The 19,832-nt window shown below is 49.4% G+C and carries 19 protein-coding genes and 1 tRNA gene; 3 read left to right on the forward strand and 17 right to left on the reverse strand.

All coding sequences use genetic code 11. The features are described 5' to 3' along the window. Positions 1 to 31 precede the first annotated feature (31 nt). The 4 genes from atpB to ACTHTA_RS01865 form a co-directional block, all read right to left on the reverse strand. Positions 32 to 898, reverse strand: a complete 867-nt coding sequence (atpB, locus tag ACTHTA_RS01850; RefSeq protein ID WP_440364033.1) for a F0F1 ATP synthase subunit A — start codon at positions 896 to 898, stop codon at positions 32 to 34. Continuing rightward, positions 888 to 1,241: an ATP synthase subunit I gene (locus tag ACTHTA_RS01855; RefSeq protein WP_296184167.1), complete on the reverse strand. Its 354-nt coding sequence runs from the start codon at positions 1,239 to 1,241 to the stop codon at positions 888 to 890. Before ACTHTA_RS01855 ends, atpB begins: the two co-directional genes overlap by 11 nt. A 275-nt stretch (positions 1,242 to 1,516) precedes the next feature. Further along, complete coding sequence (locus ACTHTA_RS01860) at positions 1,517 to 2,377, reverse strand: ParB/RepB/Spo0J family partition protein (protein ID WP_039863743.1); 861 nt, start codon at positions 2,375 to 2,377, stop codon at positions 1,517 to 1,519. A 101-nt stretch (positions 2,378 to 2,478) separates the two neighbouring features. Beyond that, positions 2,479 to 4,263 (reverse strand): bifunctional anthranilate synthase component I family protein/class IV aminotransferase, encoded by a 1,785-nt coding sequence (locus ACTHTA_RS01865; protein ID WP_313971010.1) that lies wholly within the window; start codon positions 4,261 to 4,263, stop codon positions 2,479 to 2,481. Between the two features lie 167 nt (positions 4,264 to 4,430). On the opposite strand from ACTHTA_RS01865, the gene ppk2 reads away from it, so the two are divergent. Next, on the forward strand, positions 4,431 to 5,360 hold the full coding sequence (gene ppk2 / locus ACTHTA_RS01870) for a polyphosphate kinase 2 (protein WP_049351294.1): 930 nt from the start codon (positions 4,431 to 4,433) through the stop codon (positions 5,358 to 5,360). Between the two features lie 110 nt (positions 5,361 to 5,470). Here ppk2 and ACTHTA_RS01875 read toward each other — a convergent pair whose 3' ends face one another. The 6 genes from ACTHTA_RS01875 to tpiA form a co-directional block, all read right to left on the reverse strand. After that, positions 5,471 to 5,977: a DUF4760 domain-containing protein gene (locus tag ACTHTA_RS01875; RefSeq protein ID WP_308886987.1), complete on the reverse strand. Its 507-nt coding sequence runs from the start codon at positions 5,975 to 5,977 to the stop codon at positions 5,471 to 5,473. A gap of 502 nt (positions 5,978 to 6,479) precedes the next feature. Beyond that, positions 6,480 to 6,914: a pyridoxamine 5'-phosphate oxidase family protein gene (locus ACTHTA_RS01880; RefSeq protein WP_063076775.1), complete on the reverse strand. Its 435-nt coding sequence runs from the start codon at positions 6,912 to 6,914 to the stop codon at positions 6,480 to 6,482. A 54-nt stretch (positions 6,915 to 6,968) separates the two neighbouring features. Then, positions 6,969 to 7,526 (reverse strand): UbiX family flavin prenyltransferase, encoded by a 558-nt coding sequence (locus ACTHTA_RS01885; RefSeq protein ID WP_004464450.1) that lies wholly within the window; start codon positions 7,524 to 7,526, stop codon positions 6,969 to 6,971. 90 nt (positions 7,527 to 7,616) lie between these two features. After that, positions 7,617 to 7,702 (reverse strand) — tRNA-Leu (locus ACTHTA_RS01890). A 15-nt stretch (positions 7,703 to 7,717) separates the two neighbouring features. Further along, positions 7,718 to 8,077: a preprotein translocase subunit SecG gene (secG, locus tag ACTHTA_RS01895; protein WP_049351297.1), complete on the reverse strand. Its 360-nt coding sequence runs from the start codon at positions 8,075 to 8,077 to the stop codon at positions 7,718 to 7,720. Between the two features lie 7 nt (positions 8,078 to 8,084). Then, entirely contained in the window at positions 8,085 to 8,858 is a 774-nt protein-coding gene (gene tpiA, locus ACTHTA_RS01900; protein WP_308886985.1) for a triose-phosphate isomerase, read from the reverse strand. 182 nt (positions 8,859 to 9,040) lie between these two features. Between tpiA and ACTHTA_RS01905 the strand changes: the two genes are divergently transcribed. Beyond that, positions 9,041 to 9,697: a protein-L-isoaspartate O-methyltransferase family protein gene (locus ACTHTA_RS01905; protein WP_308886984.1), complete on the forward strand. Its 657-nt coding sequence runs from the start codon at positions 9,041 to 9,043 to the stop codon at positions 9,695 to 9,697. A gap of 51 nt (positions 9,698 to 9,748) precedes the next feature. After that, entirely contained in the window at positions 9,749 to 10,078 is a 330-nt protein-coding gene (locus ACTHTA_RS01910; RefSeq protein ID WP_250591600.1) for a rhodanese-like domain-containing protein, read from the forward strand. Between the two features lie 66 nt (positions 10,079 to 10,144). Here the strand turns inward: ACTHTA_RS01910 and ACTHTA_RS01915 are convergent, their stop codons facing one another. The 7 genes from ACTHTA_RS01915 to ppk1 form a co-directional block, all read right to left on the reverse strand. Then, positions 10,145 to 11,575, reverse strand: a complete 1,431-nt coding sequence (locus tag ACTHTA_RS01915; protein ID WP_308886983.1) for a basic amino acid/polyamine antiporter — start codon at positions 11,573 to 11,575, stop codon at positions 10,145 to 10,147. 98 nt (positions 11,576 to 11,673) lie between these two features. Next, on the reverse strand, positions 11,674 to 12,561 hold the full coding sequence (locus ACTHTA_RS01920; protein ID WP_308886981.1) for a homocysteine S-methyltransferase family protein: 888 nt from the start codon (positions 12,559 to 12,561) through the stop codon (positions 11,674 to 11,676). 141 nt (positions 12,562 to 12,702) lie between these two features. Further along, a complete protein-coding gene (locus tag ACTHTA_RS01925; protein WP_003683752.1) occupies positions 12,703 to 13,395 on the reverse strand; it encodes a hypothetical protein in 693 nt (230 codons plus the stop codon). A 181-nt stretch (positions 13,396 to 13,576) separates the two neighbouring features. Further along, positions 13,577 to 14,824: a beta-ketoacyl-ACP synthase II gene (gene fabF, locus ACTHTA_RS01930; protein WP_308886980.1), complete on the reverse strand. Its 1,248-nt coding sequence runs from the start codon at positions 14,822 to 14,824 to the stop codon at positions 13,577 to 13,579. A gap of 162 nt (positions 14,825 to 14,986) precedes the next feature. After that, positions 14,987 to 15,223, reverse strand: coding sequence for an acyl carrier protein (gene acpP, locus ACTHTA_RS01935; RefSeq protein ID WP_003679644.1), 237 nt, complete (start codon positions 15,221 to 15,223; stop codon positions 14,987 to 14,989). Positions 15,224 to 15,620: 397 nt separating this feature from the next. Next, positions 15,621 to 17,636 (reverse strand): prolyl oligopeptidase family serine peptidase, encoded by a 2,016-nt coding sequence (locus ACTHTA_RS01940; protein WP_440364034.1) that lies wholly within the window; start codon positions 17,634 to 17,636, stop codon positions 15,621 to 15,623. Positions 17,637 to 17,738: 102 nt separating this feature from the next. Beyond that, positions 17,739 to 19,796, reverse strand: coding sequence for a polyphosphate kinase 1 (gene ppk1 / locus ACTHTA_RS01945; protein ID WP_107810946.1), 2,058 nt, complete (start codon positions 19,794 to 19,796; stop codon positions 17,739 to 17,741). Positions 19,797 to 19,832: the final 36 nt, after the last annotated feature.

A 19,832-nucleotide genomic window follows, 5' to 3' on the forward strand; every position in this document is an offset into this window, starting at 1 on the left:
TACAAAAACAAACTACGAAAAAACTACTTGATTAGTGTGCATCATGCGCTTGTCCGATGTATACGAACGCCAACGCCATGAAAATAAATGCCTGCAAGGTGATAACCAAAATGTGGAAAATCGCCCAAGCCAAACCGGCAATCAGGTGGAACACAAATAAAATTGGATCCAAAGTCTCGATACTGCCGGTTGACGCCCATGCACCACCCAACAAAGCGATCAGCAGGAACACCAGCTCACCGGCATACATATTACCAAACAACCGCATACCGTGGGATACGGTTTTGGACAAAAACTCTACCAAGTTCAACAGGAAGTTGGCCGGAGCGAGCATCGGACCAAAAGGCGCGCTGAACAATTCGTGAATCCAACCGCCAAAGCCTTTGATTTTGATATTGTAATAAATACATACCAACAATACGCCAATTGCCAAAGCCAAAGTGGTATTCAAGTCAGCAGTCGGTACGACACGCAACAGTGCGTGATGATTACCGGTAATGCCTTGCCATACCATTGGCAGCAAATCGACTGGCAACATATCCATGGCGTTCATCAGGAAAATCCAGACAAACAGGGTCAAACCCAAAGGTGCAACAGCTTTACGCGATTGTTCGTTATGGATAATGCTCTTACACATGTTATCCACGAATTCGAACAGAATTTCAACAGCCGCTTGAAAACGACCGGGCACGCCAGCCGTCGCTTTTTTGGCGCCACGCCACAAAAGGAAGCTGCCGATTACGCCCAACAGAACGGTAAAAAAGATTGCATCAAGGTTAATGAACGAAAAATCAGCGATGTTTTTCAGTCCTTGACCCTGAGTAACATCCGACATACTGGTCAAGCTTTGCAAGTGGTGCTTGATGTAGTCGGCAGCGGTCATAGTTTCACCTGCCATAGTGTTTCACTCTCAACAATACTAAAAAAACCAAATGACTGACGCTAAGAAACGCCAATAAAAATGGGTAAAATACCAGTGATCGATGCCATATCGCAAAAACGACCAACATAGATACCAGCGACAGCACTACTTTTAAAACCTCTCCGCCGATAAACATCGAACTTTGCAGATTGGGATTTCGTCGGGAAAACTTTAAAAGTAAAACTGCAACCAGGGTAGGCAAAATATACGAAAATCCTCCCGCCAAAGCAGAGAGGAAGCCGGGCAATCCGGAAAATAATGCACAAACAACTGAAATTATTAACAATACAATCACTTGCAGTGGGACTATCTGATTCATTGTACTTCACACCCCAAAAACGCAAGGTAAATTAATATAATCAAGAAGTTTGTTAACGTCAAGCAATATGTTAATCTTTGTGAACTTTTCACAGATAAATGATTAACACATATAAAACAAATCTTTGCAGGAACGGAGTTTAACACAAATTACATGTTGCTACACAGATTTTACAGAAGATTTTGATTTGTATTGTAAGCATCTGTACGACCAGTCCTTTTATCAAAAATTCAGGCCGTCTGAAAATTTTTTCAGACGGCCTGTTTATAAAACCGTTAAAACTCTTGATTAATGCCTAACTGTTTCAGCAGGTATTCAAATGTTTCCGGCGTATCAAAATGCAGTACGATTTTGCCTTTTTTCTGATTGCTGGTTTTGACTTCGGCATTGACACCCAAACGCTCGGTCAGGGCATCATTAATACGGCGGATATCCGGGCTGATGGTTTTGGCTGCTTCAGGCTTGGCTTTTTGATGTGCCAACTGGCTGCGGCGTTCTACTTCGCGTACCGACCAGCCGTTTTTGACAGCTTTCTGCGCCAACTCCAATTGGTCAACCACATGCAAGGTCAGCAACGCACGGGCATGACCCATTTCCAGACGGCGTTGATAAAGCATTTCCTGAACCGGCTCAGGCAGGCTCAACAAGCGCAGGCTGTTGGAGATGGCACTACGGCTTTTACCGACGGCTTTTGCGATGGTTTCATGAGTCAGGCCAAATTCGTCGGCAAGACGTTTCAAACCTTGAGCTTCTTCAATCGGATTGAGGTTTTCACGTTGCAGGTTTTCAATCAAACCCATGGCCAACGCGGTTTCGTCGCTGATGGTTTTGATAACGACGGGAATTTCGGTCAAACCAGCCAACTGAGAAGCGCGCCAACGGCGTTCGCCGGCAATCAATTCATATTGAGACAGACCACGTTCGCGTACGATAACCGGCTGGATAATGCCTTGTGCCTTAATGGAATCGGCCAACTCCTGCAAAGCTTCATCATCAATTTGCACACGCGCCTGATAGCGGCCGGGCTGAATATCGGCGATGGCAACCGTTGTCAGGCGGTCGCTACTGCTACTGTCCACTGCATTGGAAATCAGCGAATCCAAACCGCGTCCCAATCCACCTTTTGCTTTTGCCATATTGTTTTCCCTTTCAGACGGCCTCATTGTTGAAATGACGTATTCTATCGGATATTGCCGCTTTACGACAATTTGAATCACGATGATTTGACTATTGCCATTTATTTACGGAGCGAAACCGCAAACACGCCCCTTAAAGCGTTGCTTAAGCGGATTTCTTCCGCATTTTCCAACATGGCACGCGTGATGTGTGTTTCCCTTATCGTATCCGCACCTAAATATAGCTGCGGTTGCCTCAATACCGCTTGGCGCATTACCCCGTTCAAAATATCCAAATCTAAAGACGGCGTGAGCCATTGTCCTTGATATTTGACGAACACATTGCTTCTTCCGCCCTCTAACAAAAGGCCGTCTGAATTGAAAAACAGGCTGTCAAATGCGCCCTGCCCTTCTGCCGTTTTCCATGCTTGGTCAAAAATTTCACGGCGCGTGGTTTTGAAACGGCGCAGATAATCGCGTTGACTTAATGTGTGCTCACTCAAGATGACGTATTGCTGCCCATCCAATTCAGAAACAGCCGCATGACTCAATACAAGGCCGTCTGAAAACAAAGTAGCTTTGACTCTAAATAACCCACTTGGCAACGCATCTATATAGTGTTGGATTTTCTCTATTGTATTTTCAGGCCAAGTCAGGTTGAGCGCTTGCGCCGAGCTGTTCAGACGGCCTAAATGCAAATCAAGTAAACGGCATTGTTTGTCTTCCACGCGCATAGTTTCAAAAATACCGAAATCAGGCCGTAAATCATTAAGGAAACGCGCCTTCCAACCGCACTCGCGATATTCGGCTTCAGGATCGCTATCAATCACAATCCCCGAACCCACGCCATAAACACCTTGATAAAGGCCGTCTGAAACCGGCTTCAGGGATAAGGTGCGAATCACGACATTAAATACGCCTTCAAATCCCAAACCCGTATCGCACGGATGCAAAAAGCCGATGCTGCCTGTGTACAAACCGCGCGGTTCGGATTCAAGAGACTCAATAATCTGCATACTCATGCGTTTGGGTGCGCCGGTAATACTGCCACACGGGAAGGCTGCACGGAGAATATCGGCAACCGAAACATCAGGCAGCGCCTGCGCCTCGATGGCACTGGTCATCTGCCAAACACTGCCGAAACGTGAAACTTTAAACGGCTTAGGCACGCGTACTTTGCCCGTTTGCGCGATTTTGCCGAGGTCATTGCGCAACAAATCGACAATCATCACATTTTCGGCGCGGTTTTTCGGGTCGTTTTGCAATTCAACGGCGCGGCGTTCATCTTGTCCGTCATGAAGAATCGGCGCAGTGCCTTTCATCGGCTCGGTTGTGATCAGGCCGTCTGAATCGATTTTGAGGAAAAGTTCGGGAGAAAAACACAAAGTCCATGCGTCCTGCCCTGCCCCGTCGGACAGACAAGACAAAACGGCATACGGCACAGGCTGGCGCAAGCGGCGGTAAAGCTGAATCGGATTGCCGTAAGTTTGCAGGTGCAGACGTGCGGTGTAATTGATTTGATAGGTATCGCCGCGGCGGATGGCTTCGTGGATTTGGTTGATATGCTCGAGATAATCGGCTTCGGATACGGAGAATCGGGGAGTGGAGATGCCTGCTTCAAGGCCGTCTGAATGATTGGACAGCCAGCTTTCGGCATCGATTTCTGTACAAGTAGCAAACCAGTGCAAACGCAAATTGCCACTGCGCGCGGATGAAATATCCATCAGTGGCAATCCGAATTCGTAGTCTGCAAACAACACTGCATGCAGGCCTTTTTTCCAACCTGCCTGCAAAATATCATCCAACGACGCCAGTTCGTTATGATGAAAAAGGCAGCTTTCCACATGATTTTGATAGAGTTTTGCACGACCGCTTAACGCATCGTCGAACAGGGCGAAATAAGGCATGATGTATTATACAAATAGGCTGATTATACGCTGTTTTTACAAAAATTATCAAACAAGCCGAAAAAAATCGCTTATGTGTAATTTTATGTAGGCTAACACAGCATAAAGAGGTAAAATCAAGTCATACCACACCATATCATTTAAAACTTAATCGATAAGGAGACTTTATGGCAGACCACCAATTAGAACCGTTCGAGAATGTTGAACTGGGCGAGAAACAAGACCAGCTGCAAGTATTCGAAAAGGCTGTTTTGGAACACGAAGGACGCGGCACTGACGAAGATTCCGGCAGCGCACCGCTTCCTGCCAACTACCCGTACAAACAACGTATGCGCCGATCTGTTTACGAAAAAGAAAAACAGAAGCTGCAAATCGAATTGTTGAAAGTACAAAGCTGGGTTAAAGATTCCGGTCAGCGTATCGTCAGCCTGTTTGAAGGCCGCGACGCAGCCGGTAAAGGCGGTACCATCAAACGCTTCATGGAACACCTGAATCCGCGTGGCGCGCGTGTGGTTGCTTTGGAGAAACCAACCACTACCGAACGCGGCCAATGGTATTTCCAACGCTACATTCAAAACCTGCCGACCGCAGGCGAAATGGTATTCTTCGACCGCTCATGGTACAACCGTGCCGGCGTAGAACGCGTAATGGGCTTCTGCGAACCTAACGAATACCTGCTCTTCATGCGCCAAACCCCTGAATTGGAACGCATGCTTGTTGCCAGCGGCATCCATCTGTTCAAATTCTGGTTCTCCGTATCCCGTGAAGAACAACTCCGTCGCTTCATCTCCCGTCGTGATGACCCGCTGAAACACTGGAAACTGTCTCCAGTGGATATCCAGTCGCTCGACCGCTGGGACGACTACACCGAAGCCAAAAACGCCATGTTCTTCCACACCCACACCGGCGACGCGCCTTGGGTCATCATCCGCTCCGACGACAAAAAACGTGCACGTTTGAACTGTATCCGCTACTTCCTGCATCAGCTGGACTATCCGGGCAAAGACGTGAAAGCCATCGGTAAAGTGGACGAGAAAATTGTTTTGATTCCTGATACACGTTACAAAGAAAAAACTGTCGATCTCGGACATGACTGATTGAGTGGTCAGCCGTTTGAGCAGTAAAAAGGTCGTCTGAAAACCTGAAATATGGGTTTTCAGACGACCTTTTGATTTATGGTATAAAGGGAAGACTCTTGAATTAATACTCACATTTTACTCAATGGTTTGCATTCCCAACGTTTTGCAAGCATCTCAAAATCTTGAAAATTAGTTGGTTTCCCTTTTTCACTGTTACGAATAGCTTCTATCGTTTGACAGAGCATCTTCCAGTCACGAATGATAATGTTACAAAAAGAACGCTTGTATACTTCTTCATCAATGATTCCAGTATTGATGCCGACTGCCACAAATTCTCGATAATTCAAAAGGGCAAGGATTGCTTTTCGTTCTTCCGGATATTTTTCCTTGTCAAGATACTGATGTAGATTGGGAAAATCCCCTTTAACAAGATTGTAAACCATTTCAATCGACTTGTTTAACTCCTCATTAAACCGCTGCCTCAGAATTAAGTCTACAGTTGCCATTCGCCGATTGTCATTTTTATTATTCCAAACGGATAAAGCGGTAAATCCCAACCCTAAGAAGAGAATTACCGCCTGTATAATCAATAACCAATCTGATAAGGTTATTGGATTAGTTGTCGTCGTATCCATCAGAAAAAACCCTTTTAAATTTAAACACAGTACATTTCATAACTAGCTCCTTGATAAATGTTATTGGTATATCAACTTTGCCGAATTCGCCAATGGTTTAATTATATGGGTTGAATTTTATTTTTTCAAATCTAGCCTGTTTGAAACAATTGGATAAAAACAATTCAATTATACCACATATTGTGTTTATCTTTAAAAATATAAAAAAAATATCCATATATTGTGATTTTTTAATATTACACATACAGGAAAAAAATCCAACAAAATAATAAAAATCATCTGAAACTGTTTGAGCCCATTTCCAAAACATTGGTTGCTGTTATACCACCTCCGCTTTGAAATTTTATACAAACAGAGCCCTTTGCAAAAAAGCCCTTCCTCCGGCATCCGAAATCCAAACACAGGTTTTAGGTTGTTTTCGTTTCAAATATCCACTGATTCTACTCAAATACCCCTTTACCCCCTTGGATACCCGATAATCAGGCATCTGGGCCGCCTTTTCTTAATCCTCGCGATTCCAGTACGTTTTTTGTGCGAATACCAATTTATTGTCAGTGAATTTCACACTGTCCAAATTCAATGCCCAAACATCGCTTTTCATCACTCTGGCAGCAGGATGCGCTTTGTAATACAAAGACTGCGCCGCTTTCAAATCCGCTTCATCCTCAATCAAAGTGGCAGTCGCCGCAAACTGAATGCCGCTGATTTTTGCGATGCTGTCAGGTTGTCCGGCAATAGTACCGGCTACTTTGGCAGAACGGCTCATCATTCCGCCATGCTTCGTTTTCAAAGATGTCAGCACAATCAATCGGGCATTCGCCTCATCAAACACATAAAAACAGCAAGCCGCCCAAACTTCGCCCTCTTCCGCAGCAGCAATACTGACGACATGATGATTGCTCAAAAACTTCACTATATTGGCAGGAATCGTTTGCATGTTTTTTTACCTTTCTTCGCAGTAGACGAAATTATACTCAGGCCGTCTGAAACATCAGCCCTGCCAGCGCGGCACATCGTTTTGAATGATGCCGAACAAGTCCAAAGCATGAGAGACGCTGTGTGTAATCATATCTTCGATGGATTCGGGCTTCTGATATAAAGCCGGAACGGGAGGAAACACAATACCTCCCATTTCTGTCACACGGCGCATATTTTCAATGTGCGCCAAGTTTAACGGCGCTTCACGCACCATCAACACCAGCTTGCGCCGCTCTTTCAACGTTACATCCGCCGCACGGCTGAGCAAATTATCGGCAAATCCATGAGCAACCGAAGCCAAAGTTTTCATTGAACACGGTGCAATCAACATTCCATCCGTCAAAAACGATCCACTGGCAATACTTGCCCCGACATTACGGACGGAATGCACAACATCCGCCAAAGCATAAACGTCTTCTTTGGTGTAATCCGTTTCCAAAGCGCGGGTCATCTCCGCCCCTTGCGAAACCACCAAATGCGTTTCTACCTGATGCTCACGCAAAAGCTGTAAAGCCTTCACGCCATACTGGAAACCGCTGGCACCGCTGATGCCGACAACCAAACGCTTCATTGTATTTTCCTGTCTCGGCCTAAAGATAAATGAAAGGCAGATTCTCAAGACGAAAAAATAACCGCTAAAAAGCGGTTAGATTTTCTAATGTGGTGCCGACAGCGAGATTTGAACTCGCACAGCCTATGGCCACTACCCCCTCAAGATAGCGTGTCTACCAATTCCACCATGTCGGCATAAATCAAATTGTCTTACTGCTGCTGAGGATTCGGTGCAACAGGAGTTGTATTGTTTTGTGCAGGCGTTGCAGGCTTAGGAGCTTGCTGGCTCTGCTTCACATCGCTGAAGTCTAAACCGTGCTTACTGGAGTGGGTGTGAATATACACCATCGCCATGCAGGTCGCAAAGAAAAATGTTGCGGCAATAGCAGTTGAGCGGCTCAAGAAGTTGGCATTACCGGCAGAACCGAATACGCCTTGCGCGCTACCGCTGCCGGAACCGAACGTTGCGCCGGCATCCGCGCCTTTACCGTGTTGCAACAATACTAACACGATTACGGCTAAAGCGGAAATAATATTAATGATCCAGATAAGGGTTTTAAAGGCTTCCATATGTTTTCTACGAGGCTTGTGCTGCGTTGATGATGGCGGTAAAGGAGTCATATGATAATGACGCGCCACCAACCAATGCGCCGTCTACATGAGGTACTGCGAAGATGTCGGCCGCGTTATCCGCTTTCACACTTCCGCCGTAAAGAACGCGGATTTTAACATCGCTTCCGCACAAAGACAAGATTTCTTTGTAGATAAATGTGTGCATGTCGGCGATTTGTTCGACAGTGGCGACTTTGCCTGTACCGATCGCCCAAACCGGCTCGTAGGCAACGGCGATGTTTTTGGTGTTTAAACCTTGCAGGATGGAAAGTTGGTGGGCAATGACTTCATGTTCTTTACCGGCTTCGCGTTCTTCCAAGCTTTCGCCGACACACAACAATGGAATCAGGCCGACGTTGAGGACGTTTTCCATTTTGCGGCGTTGGATTTCGTTTTTCTCGCCGAAATAAAGGCTGCGCTCGGAGTGGCCGATGAGGACGATGTCTGTACCGATGTCGGCAAGCATTTCGGCGGACACTTCGCCGGTGTACGCGCCGTTATTCGGGAAACGGCTCACGTCTTGCGCACAGGTCAAGATGCGGTTGTTCAAAACAATCTGCATGGCGTTGTGCAGTTGCAACAGATAAACGGTCGGAGCGGCCAGGCCGATTAACACGCGTTCTGCGGTTGGCATGACACGGAAGCGGTGCATAAGCGCATTGTTATTTTGGAGTCGGCCGTTCATTTTCCAGTTGCCGATAACCCATTTTTGATCCCACATTCCGATTTGGTGATACATCTTTATTGCTCCGTGTGTTGGTTGTTGCTTGCTGTAGCGTCGTGTAATGTGAAAGTTTAGTGGATATATGTGCGCTTGGCAATTATTAACGAGCCTCTGGGCCGTCTGAAAGATGGCACACTCTCCGACAAGGATTTATAATGTATGCTTCGATAAAATTAAGAATTGAACGGAGCACAAATATGGACTTTGAAAAAGCGCGTTTCAATATGGTCGAACAGCAGATTCGTCCGTGGGATGTCTTGGACTTCGACATTTTGGATGCTTTGGAGGAGATCGAGCGCGAACATTTTGTCGGCGAGGCTTTTCAAGGTTTGGCCTATGCGGATATGGAGCTGCCGCTGGCCAACGGCCATAAGATGTTGGAACCCAAAGTCGTTGCCCGCCTGGCTCAAGGTTTGAAACTGAAAAAAGACGAAACCGTCTTAGAAATCGGTACAGGTTCAGGCTATGCAACCGCCCTGCTGTCCAAACTGGCCGGCAAAGTCGTCACTGACGACATCGATGCCCAGCAGCAGCAACGCGCCAAAAAAGTTTTGGACGAATTGGGCTTTACCAACGTCGATTATGTGCAAAACAACGGCCTGACCGAAGCATCGCAAGGCGCTCCTTTTAATGCGATTTATGTGGGCGGCGCAGTAGACAGCATACCTGAAATTCTGAAAGAGCAACTGAAAGACGGCGGCCGTATGGTGGTCATCGTCGGCCGCAAACCGGTACAACGCGCGCTTTTGCTGACGCGTAACGGCAATGAGTTTTCCGAAAAAGTATTGTTCGACACCGTCGTGGCACACTTGGAAGACAAATCGGCCAATCCGTTCGGCGATTTCGATTTTTAAACGACAGGCCGTCTGAAAGTTCAGACGGCCTCATACTTTCATACCCTACCTATGACCGACATCATCCAACTCTCGCCCACCGAATTGAAACAATGGCAGGACGAAGGCCGCGCATTTCATCTGCTCGACGTCCGCACCGATGAAGAACGCGCCATCTGCACCCTGCCCACTGCCATTCATATCCCGATGAACCTCATCCCACTGCGCCAAAACGAGCTGCCCGACGACGATTTACCCATCGTCGTTTACTGCCACCACGGTATCCGCAGCCTGCACACGGCAATGTATTTAGAAGACGCCGGATTTGAAAACCTCTACAACCTTCAAGGCGGTATTGATGCTTGGGCAATGCAGGTGGACAGCAAAATGATGCGGTATTGAATCGGTTTTATCAATAAAAGGCCGTCTGAAACTGGATTTCAGACGGCCTTTTTCAAACCTTTCTGCTTACGCTTGCAAGCTAGCGACAAACTGCTGTACGGCCGGCACAGCCAAAATCAACAGCAATACCAATACGGCTTTTTCCATACGGTTGAACTGACAACTTCCGTAGTGTTTCTTTTGCGAATAGAGAAACAGCAATACGCCGGGCAAATAGAGCAAGACTGAAAGTAGCAAATATTCCGTGCCTGCCGCATAGACAATCCAAGTCGCATAAAGCGTTGCTGCCGCGCCGATAAGACGGTATTTCGCCGCGGCCTTTTGTGTCAGCGATAATTTGAGCAGATATGCACCAATTAACAGATACGGTATCAAAATCATCGAAGTCGATACCATCAGCAAGGCAGAATAATCCTCGCCTTTTAACCACACCAGCAATAGGCAAAACTGCACGGTCAAAGTGGTAAACATCAACGAACCCTGCGGCACTTCGTTTTTATTCAACGGGATAAACGATTTTGGAAATGCGCCGTTTCTCGCACCCATGTGCGGAATCTCGGTCGCATACAGCGTCCAGCTTAAATAAGACGACAGCACAGACATAATCAGGCAGGAAGAAATCAGCACTTTGCCCCAAGGGCCGATCATGTGCGCCAACACGCCCGCCATAGACGGATTAGCCATTGCTGCAATATCCACACGAGGCAAAATGCCTTGCGCCAAGACGGTAATTGCCACATACATTGCCAGCGTCAAGCTGACTCCGATAATGGTTGCTCGACCGACATCAGCACGACTTCGTGCATGCTTGGACAAAACCGCCGCACCCTCAATACCGGTAAACACCCACAGCGTAATCAGCATTGTGTTTTTCACCTGCGTCATCAGGCTGACATCAGGATTTTCAGGCGTAGCAAGGCTCGCCCCTGTCCAATCGGACATAAACACTTCGGTTTGAAAGAAATAGGCTGCCATACCGATAAATAAAATCAGCGGAAATACTTTGACTGCTGTCGCAATCAGGTTCACTCCTGCCGCTTCTTTAATACCGCGCACTACCAACCAGTAAATCAGCCACACAATTACCGATTCACCGACAAAAGCGGCAAATGTGTTGCCTTTACCGAAAATCACGTTGTCCGGCGTATCGACAAATCCGCCTACTGCTTCAAACGCAACCACCAAATAGCCGACAATACCGACCGTAGTGCAAAGCCAATAGCCCCACGCCGAGAAAAAACCCATCAAATCGCCGAAGCCGTCGCGGGCGTACGTATAAATACCGCCGTCCAATTCGGGCTTAAGTTTGGACAAGGCCGAAAATGACAGACCGAGAAAGATAATGCCCACACCGGTAATCAGCCAACCCAGCAGCAAAGCCTGCGAACCTGCGACGGCAGCCATATTCTGCGGCAGGCTGAAAATACCCGAACCAATCATGGAACTGATAACCAAGGCCGTCAGCGCGGCCAAGCCGATTTGAGATTTTTGCGACATGTTTATTCCTGATTTTTATAATTATGTGTTTGTGAAGCAACGGCATTACCGGCTTTTTTAGCCTGTTCTAACCGTATCAAAATATTATGCGACCACTTTCAGACGGCCTTAAATCCTTGCGCCAACGCACGGATATGTTCAGGTGCGATACCGCAGCACCCGCCGATGATTTCAGCACCCAAATCCGCCCATTGTCTCGCCCACGCCAAATAATTTTCCGGCGTAGCATCGGCACGAATCGGATCCAAACCATCGTTGGCCTCGTTCATCTGTCCTTGTACCGGCTCAAATGCATTGGCGTAAACACCCAGTTTCAGACGGCCTTGGGCTTCATGTGCCACTTTCAAAGCTTCCGCCATCACTTCAGGCTGACTGCAATTGAACAACATTGCCGCTGCACCTATCTCTACCGCGAAATCCGCCGCCTCGTGCACGTTTTCTCCCGAACGCAACACCGGTACATCATGCGGCATCGTATCTTCCAAAGTAAACGACACCCAAAACGGTTTACCGTCCTCGGGCAGACTGCTGCGCCAGAAACGCGCTTCTTCCAAGCTGGATACGGTTTCTGCCAACCAAATATCAGCAAACGGCATCAAACCCGATATTAAAGGGCGCGCCAAAGCAGGTGCGACTTGTTTGTCAAACAAGTCAGGGCGGTAAGAACCGAACAACGGCGGCAGGCTTGCGGCCACTTTTGCAGTAGTCCCGCTTTGTTCCACCGCTTCTCGCGCCAAACAGCCGGCCAGCCTTGCCCATTCGGCAGCTTGAGCATCAAAGCGCTCCTGCCCGATATGAAACGGAACAAGCGCATAGCTGTTGGTCGTAATCACCTGTGCGCCGGCCTGAAGAAAATCTAAATGCGTTTCACGCACAATATCCGGCGCTTCCATCAAAGCCAAAGCAGACCATTCCGGCTGACGAAACGGTGCGCCGCGCCGATGCAATTCACGCCCCATTCCGCCGTCTAAAATCGTTACCGTCATGATCGACCTCCAATGATGAATTTTTAAAATCGCCATTCTACGCTTTTTTAACTCCTTACCTTTAATCTATAAAGAACTAAACTTATGCAGCTTTGTTATATAAAAGGCCGTCTGAAACTGGATTTCAGACGGCCTTTGCGATTATTTCACAAACCGTGCATCTGCCATAAACGGCCGTGTGGCAGTCGGTTTAGCGGAATAGAAGCGGGAGAAAGTGCTGTCGATTTTAGTCTGTATCGGTTTATCGTCCAATGTTGCCGATGCTTCCAATTTCACACCACCGCCACTGGTTTCGCCCAATTTCATATTTGGCAACGTCAGTTTGGCAATATTGAGTTTCACATTTTCCACCTTGGTATCGGGAGACATCAGCTGTTTGCCGACGGGGCGGATTTTCTCACCCTCATCATGAGGCGCAGCACCACCGTTGTCGTCAACCACACCGATATTAATCAACCGGGCAGACGCCAAATCCATCTTGCCGTTTTTAACCGGAATACCGACAAACAGTTTTACGCCGCGATGAATGAACGTATTGTCCCGCCACTGAGTTTGGCCCTCTTTCGGCGGTTTGGTTTCTGCCGCCACCGAATAAGTGCGGCCCATAATCATCAATTTATAGCCCGGAATTTTTTTCGAACCCAATCCGTCGGTAATGTCTTCGACCAGTTGCGGCGCAGTCAAGGTTTCGTTTGCCAAAATACGGGCTGAAGTTTCTGCCAGATGGGCGGGCTTGCCGTCTATGGTCAATGCCTGTTCATGGCCGAAATCAGACGCAAATACAGGCACGGCGGCCAGTGCGGCGGCCAATGCCAGAATACGGATAGTTTTCATTGCAGACTCCTGATAAAAATGTAATTGGGTTGATTACCCGATAAAATCCGGGCGATATTGATTGGAATCGGTATTTTTATACAAATGATACAGATTATCAAGAGTATTTGGCTTTTAAAATAAAAAGGCCGTCTGAAAACCAGTTTCAGACGGCCTTTTCAATTTGGCTTAAAACCTTCTATCAGTCTTTGAAGCGTTTGAATACCAATGTGCCGTTGGTACCGCCAAAGCCGAAGGAATTGGAGATGGCAACGTCGATTTTCGCGTCACGCGCTTCGTTGGCGCAGTAATCCAAATCACAACCGGCTTCAACGTCTTGTTCAAAGATATTGATGGTCGGTGGAGATTTTTGCTCGTGTACTGCCAACACGCTGTACAACGCCTCCACACCGCCGGCTGCGCCAAGCAAGTGGCCGGTCATGGATTTGGTGGAGTTAACGATGACTTTGCACGCATGATCACCCAAAGCGCGTTTGATGGCTTTGGTTTCGTTGGCATCACCCAAAGGAGTCGATGTACCGTGTGCGTTGACGTAATCTACGTCTTCAGGATTCAAGCCAGCATCTTTCAGCGCGCGAGTAACGGCCAATGCAGGGCCTTCTTCGTTAGGCGCGGTAATGTGGTAGGCATCGGAGCTCATACCGAAGCCGACGATTTCGGCGTAAATTTTCGCACCGCGTTTTTTCGCGTGTTCCAATTCTTCCAACACCAGCACGCCAGCGCCTTCGCCGATAACGAAACCGTCACGGCCTTTGTCCCACGGACGGGAAGCGGTAGCAGGGTCATCGTTGCGGGTGGAAAGTGCCTTCATGGCGGCAAAACCGCCGACGCCCAAAGTGCTGATCGCGCCTTCCGCGCCACCGGCAATCATAACGTCTGCGTCGCCGTATTTAATCAGTCGTGCAGAGTCGCCGATGGAGTGTGCGCCGGTTGTACAGGCAGAAACCATGCCGTAGCTCGGGCCACGGTAGCCTTTGAGGATGGTTACGTGGCCGGAAATCAGGTTAATCAGCGAGCCTGGGATAAAGAAAGGATTGATTTTGCGCGCACCGCCTTCGATAACGGCTTTGCCGGTCGCTTCAATGCTCGGCAGGCCGCCGATACCGGAGCCGATGTTGACACCGACGCGGTCTTTGTCGAGGGTTTCCACGTCGTCCAAGCCTGAATCATTGATGGCTTGCAGGGCGGCGGCAATACCGTAGTGGATGAACACGTCCATACGGCGCGCTTCTTTCGCGCTGATGTATTGGCCGATGTCGAAATCGCGCACTTCGCCGGCGATTTGGCTGTTGATGTCGGATGCGTCAAAGCGGGTAATCCGTCCGATGCCGCTTTTGCCTGCGAGCAGATTGCTCCATGCGGTGGCGACGTCGTTGCCGACCGGTGATACTTGGCCAAGACCTGTGATGACTACTCTTCTCTGACTCATGATAATCTCGCTGTTGGTTGTCGGGATTTTCGCGGCAGCCTTGCTTATTTTCTTCGTGAAAACGGGCAAAACTCATGCCGTCTGAAATTTCAGGGGTTTAATAATAAGGTAAAAGCCTCTATTGCGATGGCGCAGCAGAGGCTGGATGTTTGGTGCGACCGATTAGCCTTGGTGGGCGTTGATGTAGTCGATAGCCAATTGTACGGTAGTGATTTTTTCAGCGTCTTCGTCAGGGATTTCGCAGCCGAAAGCTTCTTCCAAAGCCATCACCAGTTCTACGGTGTCCAGAGAGTCAGCACCCAAATCGTCTTGGAAAGAAGATTCGTTTTTCACTTCGGCTTCGTTTACGCCCAGTTGTTCAGCAACAATTTTCTTAACTTGTTGTTCGATGTTTGACATGTCAGTCGTTCCTTTTCGCCTTGCGGCAGGTTGTTTAAGAGAAATAATTCGTCGGTATTGTACCGAATTCGGATAGAGTTTTCCATCTAATCCTGCATTTTAGCACAGATTATTCAGTAAAAACCTGTTGTTGCGCATATTAGCATAGGCTGATTTTAACCTACAAGCAGGAAATTGTTTTTATTTGATATCATAGAGTTAAGTTTGATTATCGTGAATCGCGGCCGTCTGAAAAGCAGGTTTCGCCATTTTTTCTTTCCGTTTTCACGCGCCTGCCGGGTGCGTAAAACGAATAAAAAATACCTTAAATAAGGTTTCACAATGCCATCAAACTCGCTTTTTTTGCCCGCTCTTTCAGACGGCCTGAAATAAGCGGGCAAATCAAACAGCGTTCTTTTTAAGCCAAAAACTCTTTCAAAAACAGCAAGACGCAGGCGAGTTCGTCTGCGGATTCGCGTTGCGTACCGTTGCCGGTATGACCGCCACCGTCAGGCGAGTAGAGCCAAGATTGCGCGGAGGTTTCGCGCAGTTTGGCGTAGAACTTGAGCGCGTGGGCGGGATGGACGCGGTCGTCGCTGAGGCTGGTGGTAATGAGCGCTGGCGGATAATTGATGCCGTCTGAAAGATTGTGATACGGAGACAATTCGCCCAACCAGCGTTTGCAGACTTCGTATTTCTGCGGATTGCCGTATTCGTCCGTCCAACTTGAACCGGCGGAGAGCAGCGGATAACGGATCATGTCGGTCAGCGGCACTTCACACACCAGCGCGCCTATGCTTTGCGGCTCGCGCACGAAGGCGGCGGCGGTAATCAGGCCGCCGTTGCTGCCGCCCTGCAAACCGATGTGTTTGGGCGAACTCATGCCGCGTTCGGACAAATCGCGCACGACGGCAAGCAAATCATCGACGCTCTTGTGTTTGCTGATTCCCTGCGCCGCCTGATGCCAGCGCGGGCCGAACTCGCCGCCGCCGCGTATGTTCGCCAACACGAAGGCGTTGCCCTCTTCCAGCCAGTATTTGCCGATGCTGCCCAGATAATGCGGCAGCTCGGGCACGCCGAAACCGCCGTAGGCATAGACCAGCGTCGGCGTGTCGGGCGCGGCGTTTTTGCCGACGTGGAAATAAGGAATGCGCTCGCCGTCGGCCGAAGTCGTCCAAAACTGCTGCACGTTGATGCCGTCTGAATCAAACTGCTGCGGCTGACGGCGCATGACGGTCAGTTCCATCACGTTCAAATCCAGCGCAAACAGCGTCAGTGGCGTAGTGAAATCGCTGGCGGCAAGGTAAACCACGTCGCCGCCCCACGGCTGGTCGGTCATTTCCAATGCACCCGAAGGCAGGCGCGGCAGTTCGACTTCCTGCCATTTGCCGTCGGTAAAGCGCCATGCTTTCAGACGGCCTTGTACGTTCTCCAGCAGGCTCGCCACCACAAAACGCTTGGTCGTTTCCACGCTTTCCAATGCCTGCGTTTCATCGGGCGCAAACAAAAGCTGCGCCGCGCCCAATTCGCCGCGGTTCAATTTTACTGCCACCAATGCGCCGCTCGGATAGCTTTGGTTCGCGCGGTTCCAGTCCTTGCGCAGCGTCAGCAAAAGATGTCCCGCCAGATAGCCGACTACGTCGCAATCGTTGGGCAGGTTTAACGGTTTCGCCTCGCCTTCGGCTGAGACCTGCAAATAGGTTTTGGTGTAAAAACCGTCCGACGCTTCAATCAAATCAATCGGCGAACCCTGCGGATCGAGATAACGCCACGCGTTCACCATCATGCCGTCTTCGGCAATTTGATACACCGGCAGGCTTTCCTCGAAACTCTTACCACGCTCCACCAGCCACACTTCGCGCGGATAACCCGATTCGGTCAACTGGCGTTCGTCCCAAGCCGGACACACCCATACGCTGTTTTCATCGCGCCACGACACATGGTTTTTACCTGCCGGAAAGTGAAAACCGCCTTCTACCAACTCCCCTGCTTCCAAATCCACTTCCAGCGTGTACGCCGTATCGCCGCCCGATTTGCTCAGTGTTAACAACGCGCGGTTGGGCTTTTCCACCAAGTGCGACACGCCGCCCAAATACACATCGTCGCCGAGCAACTCGTCGAAATCCGCCACCGAAAACAGGATTTTCCACTCAGGATAGCCAGAACGGTAAGTCGCCGCCGTACATACGCGGTACACACCCTTCGGATATTCTGCGTCCTGATGGAAATGGTACATCCGCGCGCGGTGTTCCTGACAAAACGGAATCTGCCGCGTGTCCTGCAACTGCGCCAAAATGCCGTCGGACAATGCGCGCGCTTTGTCGTTTTCTAAAAAACGCGCACGCGTTTCGGCATGCGCCGCGGCGGCAAAATCTTGCGTTTCGGGAGATTCGAGGTTTTCAAAATGGAGATAGGAATCGGGGTAAGATTTCATAGGAAAAGGCCGTCTGAAAGATTGGGAAACGGAATTATAACGGCAAAATCAAAAAAGGCCGTCTGAAACCTGCATTTCAGACGGCCTAAGACATTATTCAATTTAACGTCCGTATATTTTCCACAAACCTTCCTGCAAACCAAACGCAGGCTCGCCGTCTTGCGGCTGGGTGCGGACGTAGCTGCCGTCAGGCTGCATCAGCCAAGCCTGGGTATTGTCTTCCAAGGCCATTTCCAAACCTTCGCAGATCACGCGTTCTTTGAGTTCGGGCGTGGTAATCGGCGTGGCGACTTCAATGCGGCGGAAAAAGTTGCGACCCATCCAGTCGGCGCTGGAGATAAAGGTATCGTCTGCACCATTGTTATGGAAGCAATACACGCGCGAGTGTTCGAGTTGGCGGCCGATAATGGAGCGGACGCGGATGTTTTCGGACAAGCCTTTTACACCCGGGCGCAAAGTACACATACCGCGCACAATCAGATCGATTTGCACGCCTGCCGCGCTGGCTTGATACAGCGCATCGATTACACTCGGCTCGATGAGGGAGTTCATCTTGGCGGTAATCCGCGCCGGTTTGCCTGCTTTGGCGTGTTCGGTTTCCTGCTTGATGCGGTCGATGACCATTTTGTGCAGGGTAAACGGGCTTTGATAGAGCTTGTTCAGACGGCCCGGCTTGCCCAATCCTGTGATTTCCATAAACAAAGTGTTCACATCGGCAGTGATTTGTTCGTCGGCGGTGATGATGCCGAAGTCGGTGTAGATGCGCGATGTGCCTTGGTGGTAGTTGCCGGTACCGAGGTGGGCATAACGCTTGAGTACGCCGTCTTCGCGACGGATAACCAAAGCCATTTTGGCATGAACTTTGTAGCCGAATACGCCGTACACGACGTGCGCGCCTGCCTCTTCCAGCTGCTTCGCCCAGTTGACGTTGTTGGCTTCGTCAAAACGCGCCATCAGTTCGACCACGACGGTAACCTGTTTGCCCGCCAGTGCGGCCTTCATCAATGCGCGCACAAGCTCGGAATTGCTGCCGGTGCGGTAGATGGTCATTTTAACGGCCAACACATCCGGATCGGCCGCTGCCTCGCGTATCATTTGGACAACCGGATCGAAAGATTGATACGGATGGTGCAGCAAGATCGGCGACTGTTTGACCAGTTTGAATACGGAGCCGTTTTTGCGTAAGGCTTTCAGACGGCCTGCATTACGCGGTGGGAACTTCAAATCCGGCCTATCCACCAAATCGGGGACGGCATTGAGGCGCACCAAATTGACCGGTCCTTTGACCTGATACAGCTCGGCAGAAGTCAGCTTGAACTGGGCAAGCAGGAAGTCGTGAATATGCGCCGGACAAGTATCCGCCACTTCCAAGCGCACGCCGTCGCCGTATTCGCGGTCGTGCAATTCGTTTTGAATCGCGGCACGCAGGTTTTTCAAATCTTCTTCATCAACCGTCAAATCGCTGTCGCGCGTGAGGCGGAACTGATGGCAGTCTTTAACCTTCATACCGGGAAAAAGTTTGCCGACATGGGCGTGCAAAATCGAAGACAAGAACACAAAGCCTGCATCACCGCCGCAAATTTCAGACGGCATGGGAACGACGCGCGGCAAAATGCGCGGCGCCTGCACAATCGCCATTCCGGACGGACGGCCGAACGCATCCGTACCTTCGAGTTCGACGGCAAAGTTGAGCGATTTGTTTAACGGGCGCGGGAACGGATGCGAAGGATCAAGGCCGATGGGCGTGAGAATGGGCAACAGCTCGTTGTCAAAATAATTTTCAATCCATTTTTTCTGCGCGGCCGTCCATTTGTGGCGGCGATAGAAATGAATACCGGCGCGGCTGAGTGCAGGCTGCAATACTTTGTTAAACAGATCGTACTGCTCGCGAATCAAGGCCTGTGCCTCTTTTGCCACCGCTTCGATGGTTTCGGCCGCAGTTTTGCCGTTGTCGAGCGGCTGATGCGGGCGCAATTTATTTTCGCGTTTCAACCACGCCATGCGCACTTCAAAAAATTCGTCCAAATTGGAAGACACGATGCACAGAAAACGCAAACGTTCCAACAAAGGAACTTTCGTATCCTGCGCCTGAGCCAGTACACGGCGGTTAAACGCCAACAGGCTGAGTTCTCGGCAGAGAATGCGGTTTTGCTCGGGCATGGTTCACTCCTGAAACATCGGTCATTAACACCATCA

The sequence above is a fragment of the Neisseria sp. P0013.S005 genome (assembly GCF_051958425.1).
GTDB classification, from domain to species: domain Bacteria; phylum Pseudomonadota; class Gammaproteobacteria; order Burkholderiales; family Neisseriaceae; genus Neisseria; species Neisseria subflava.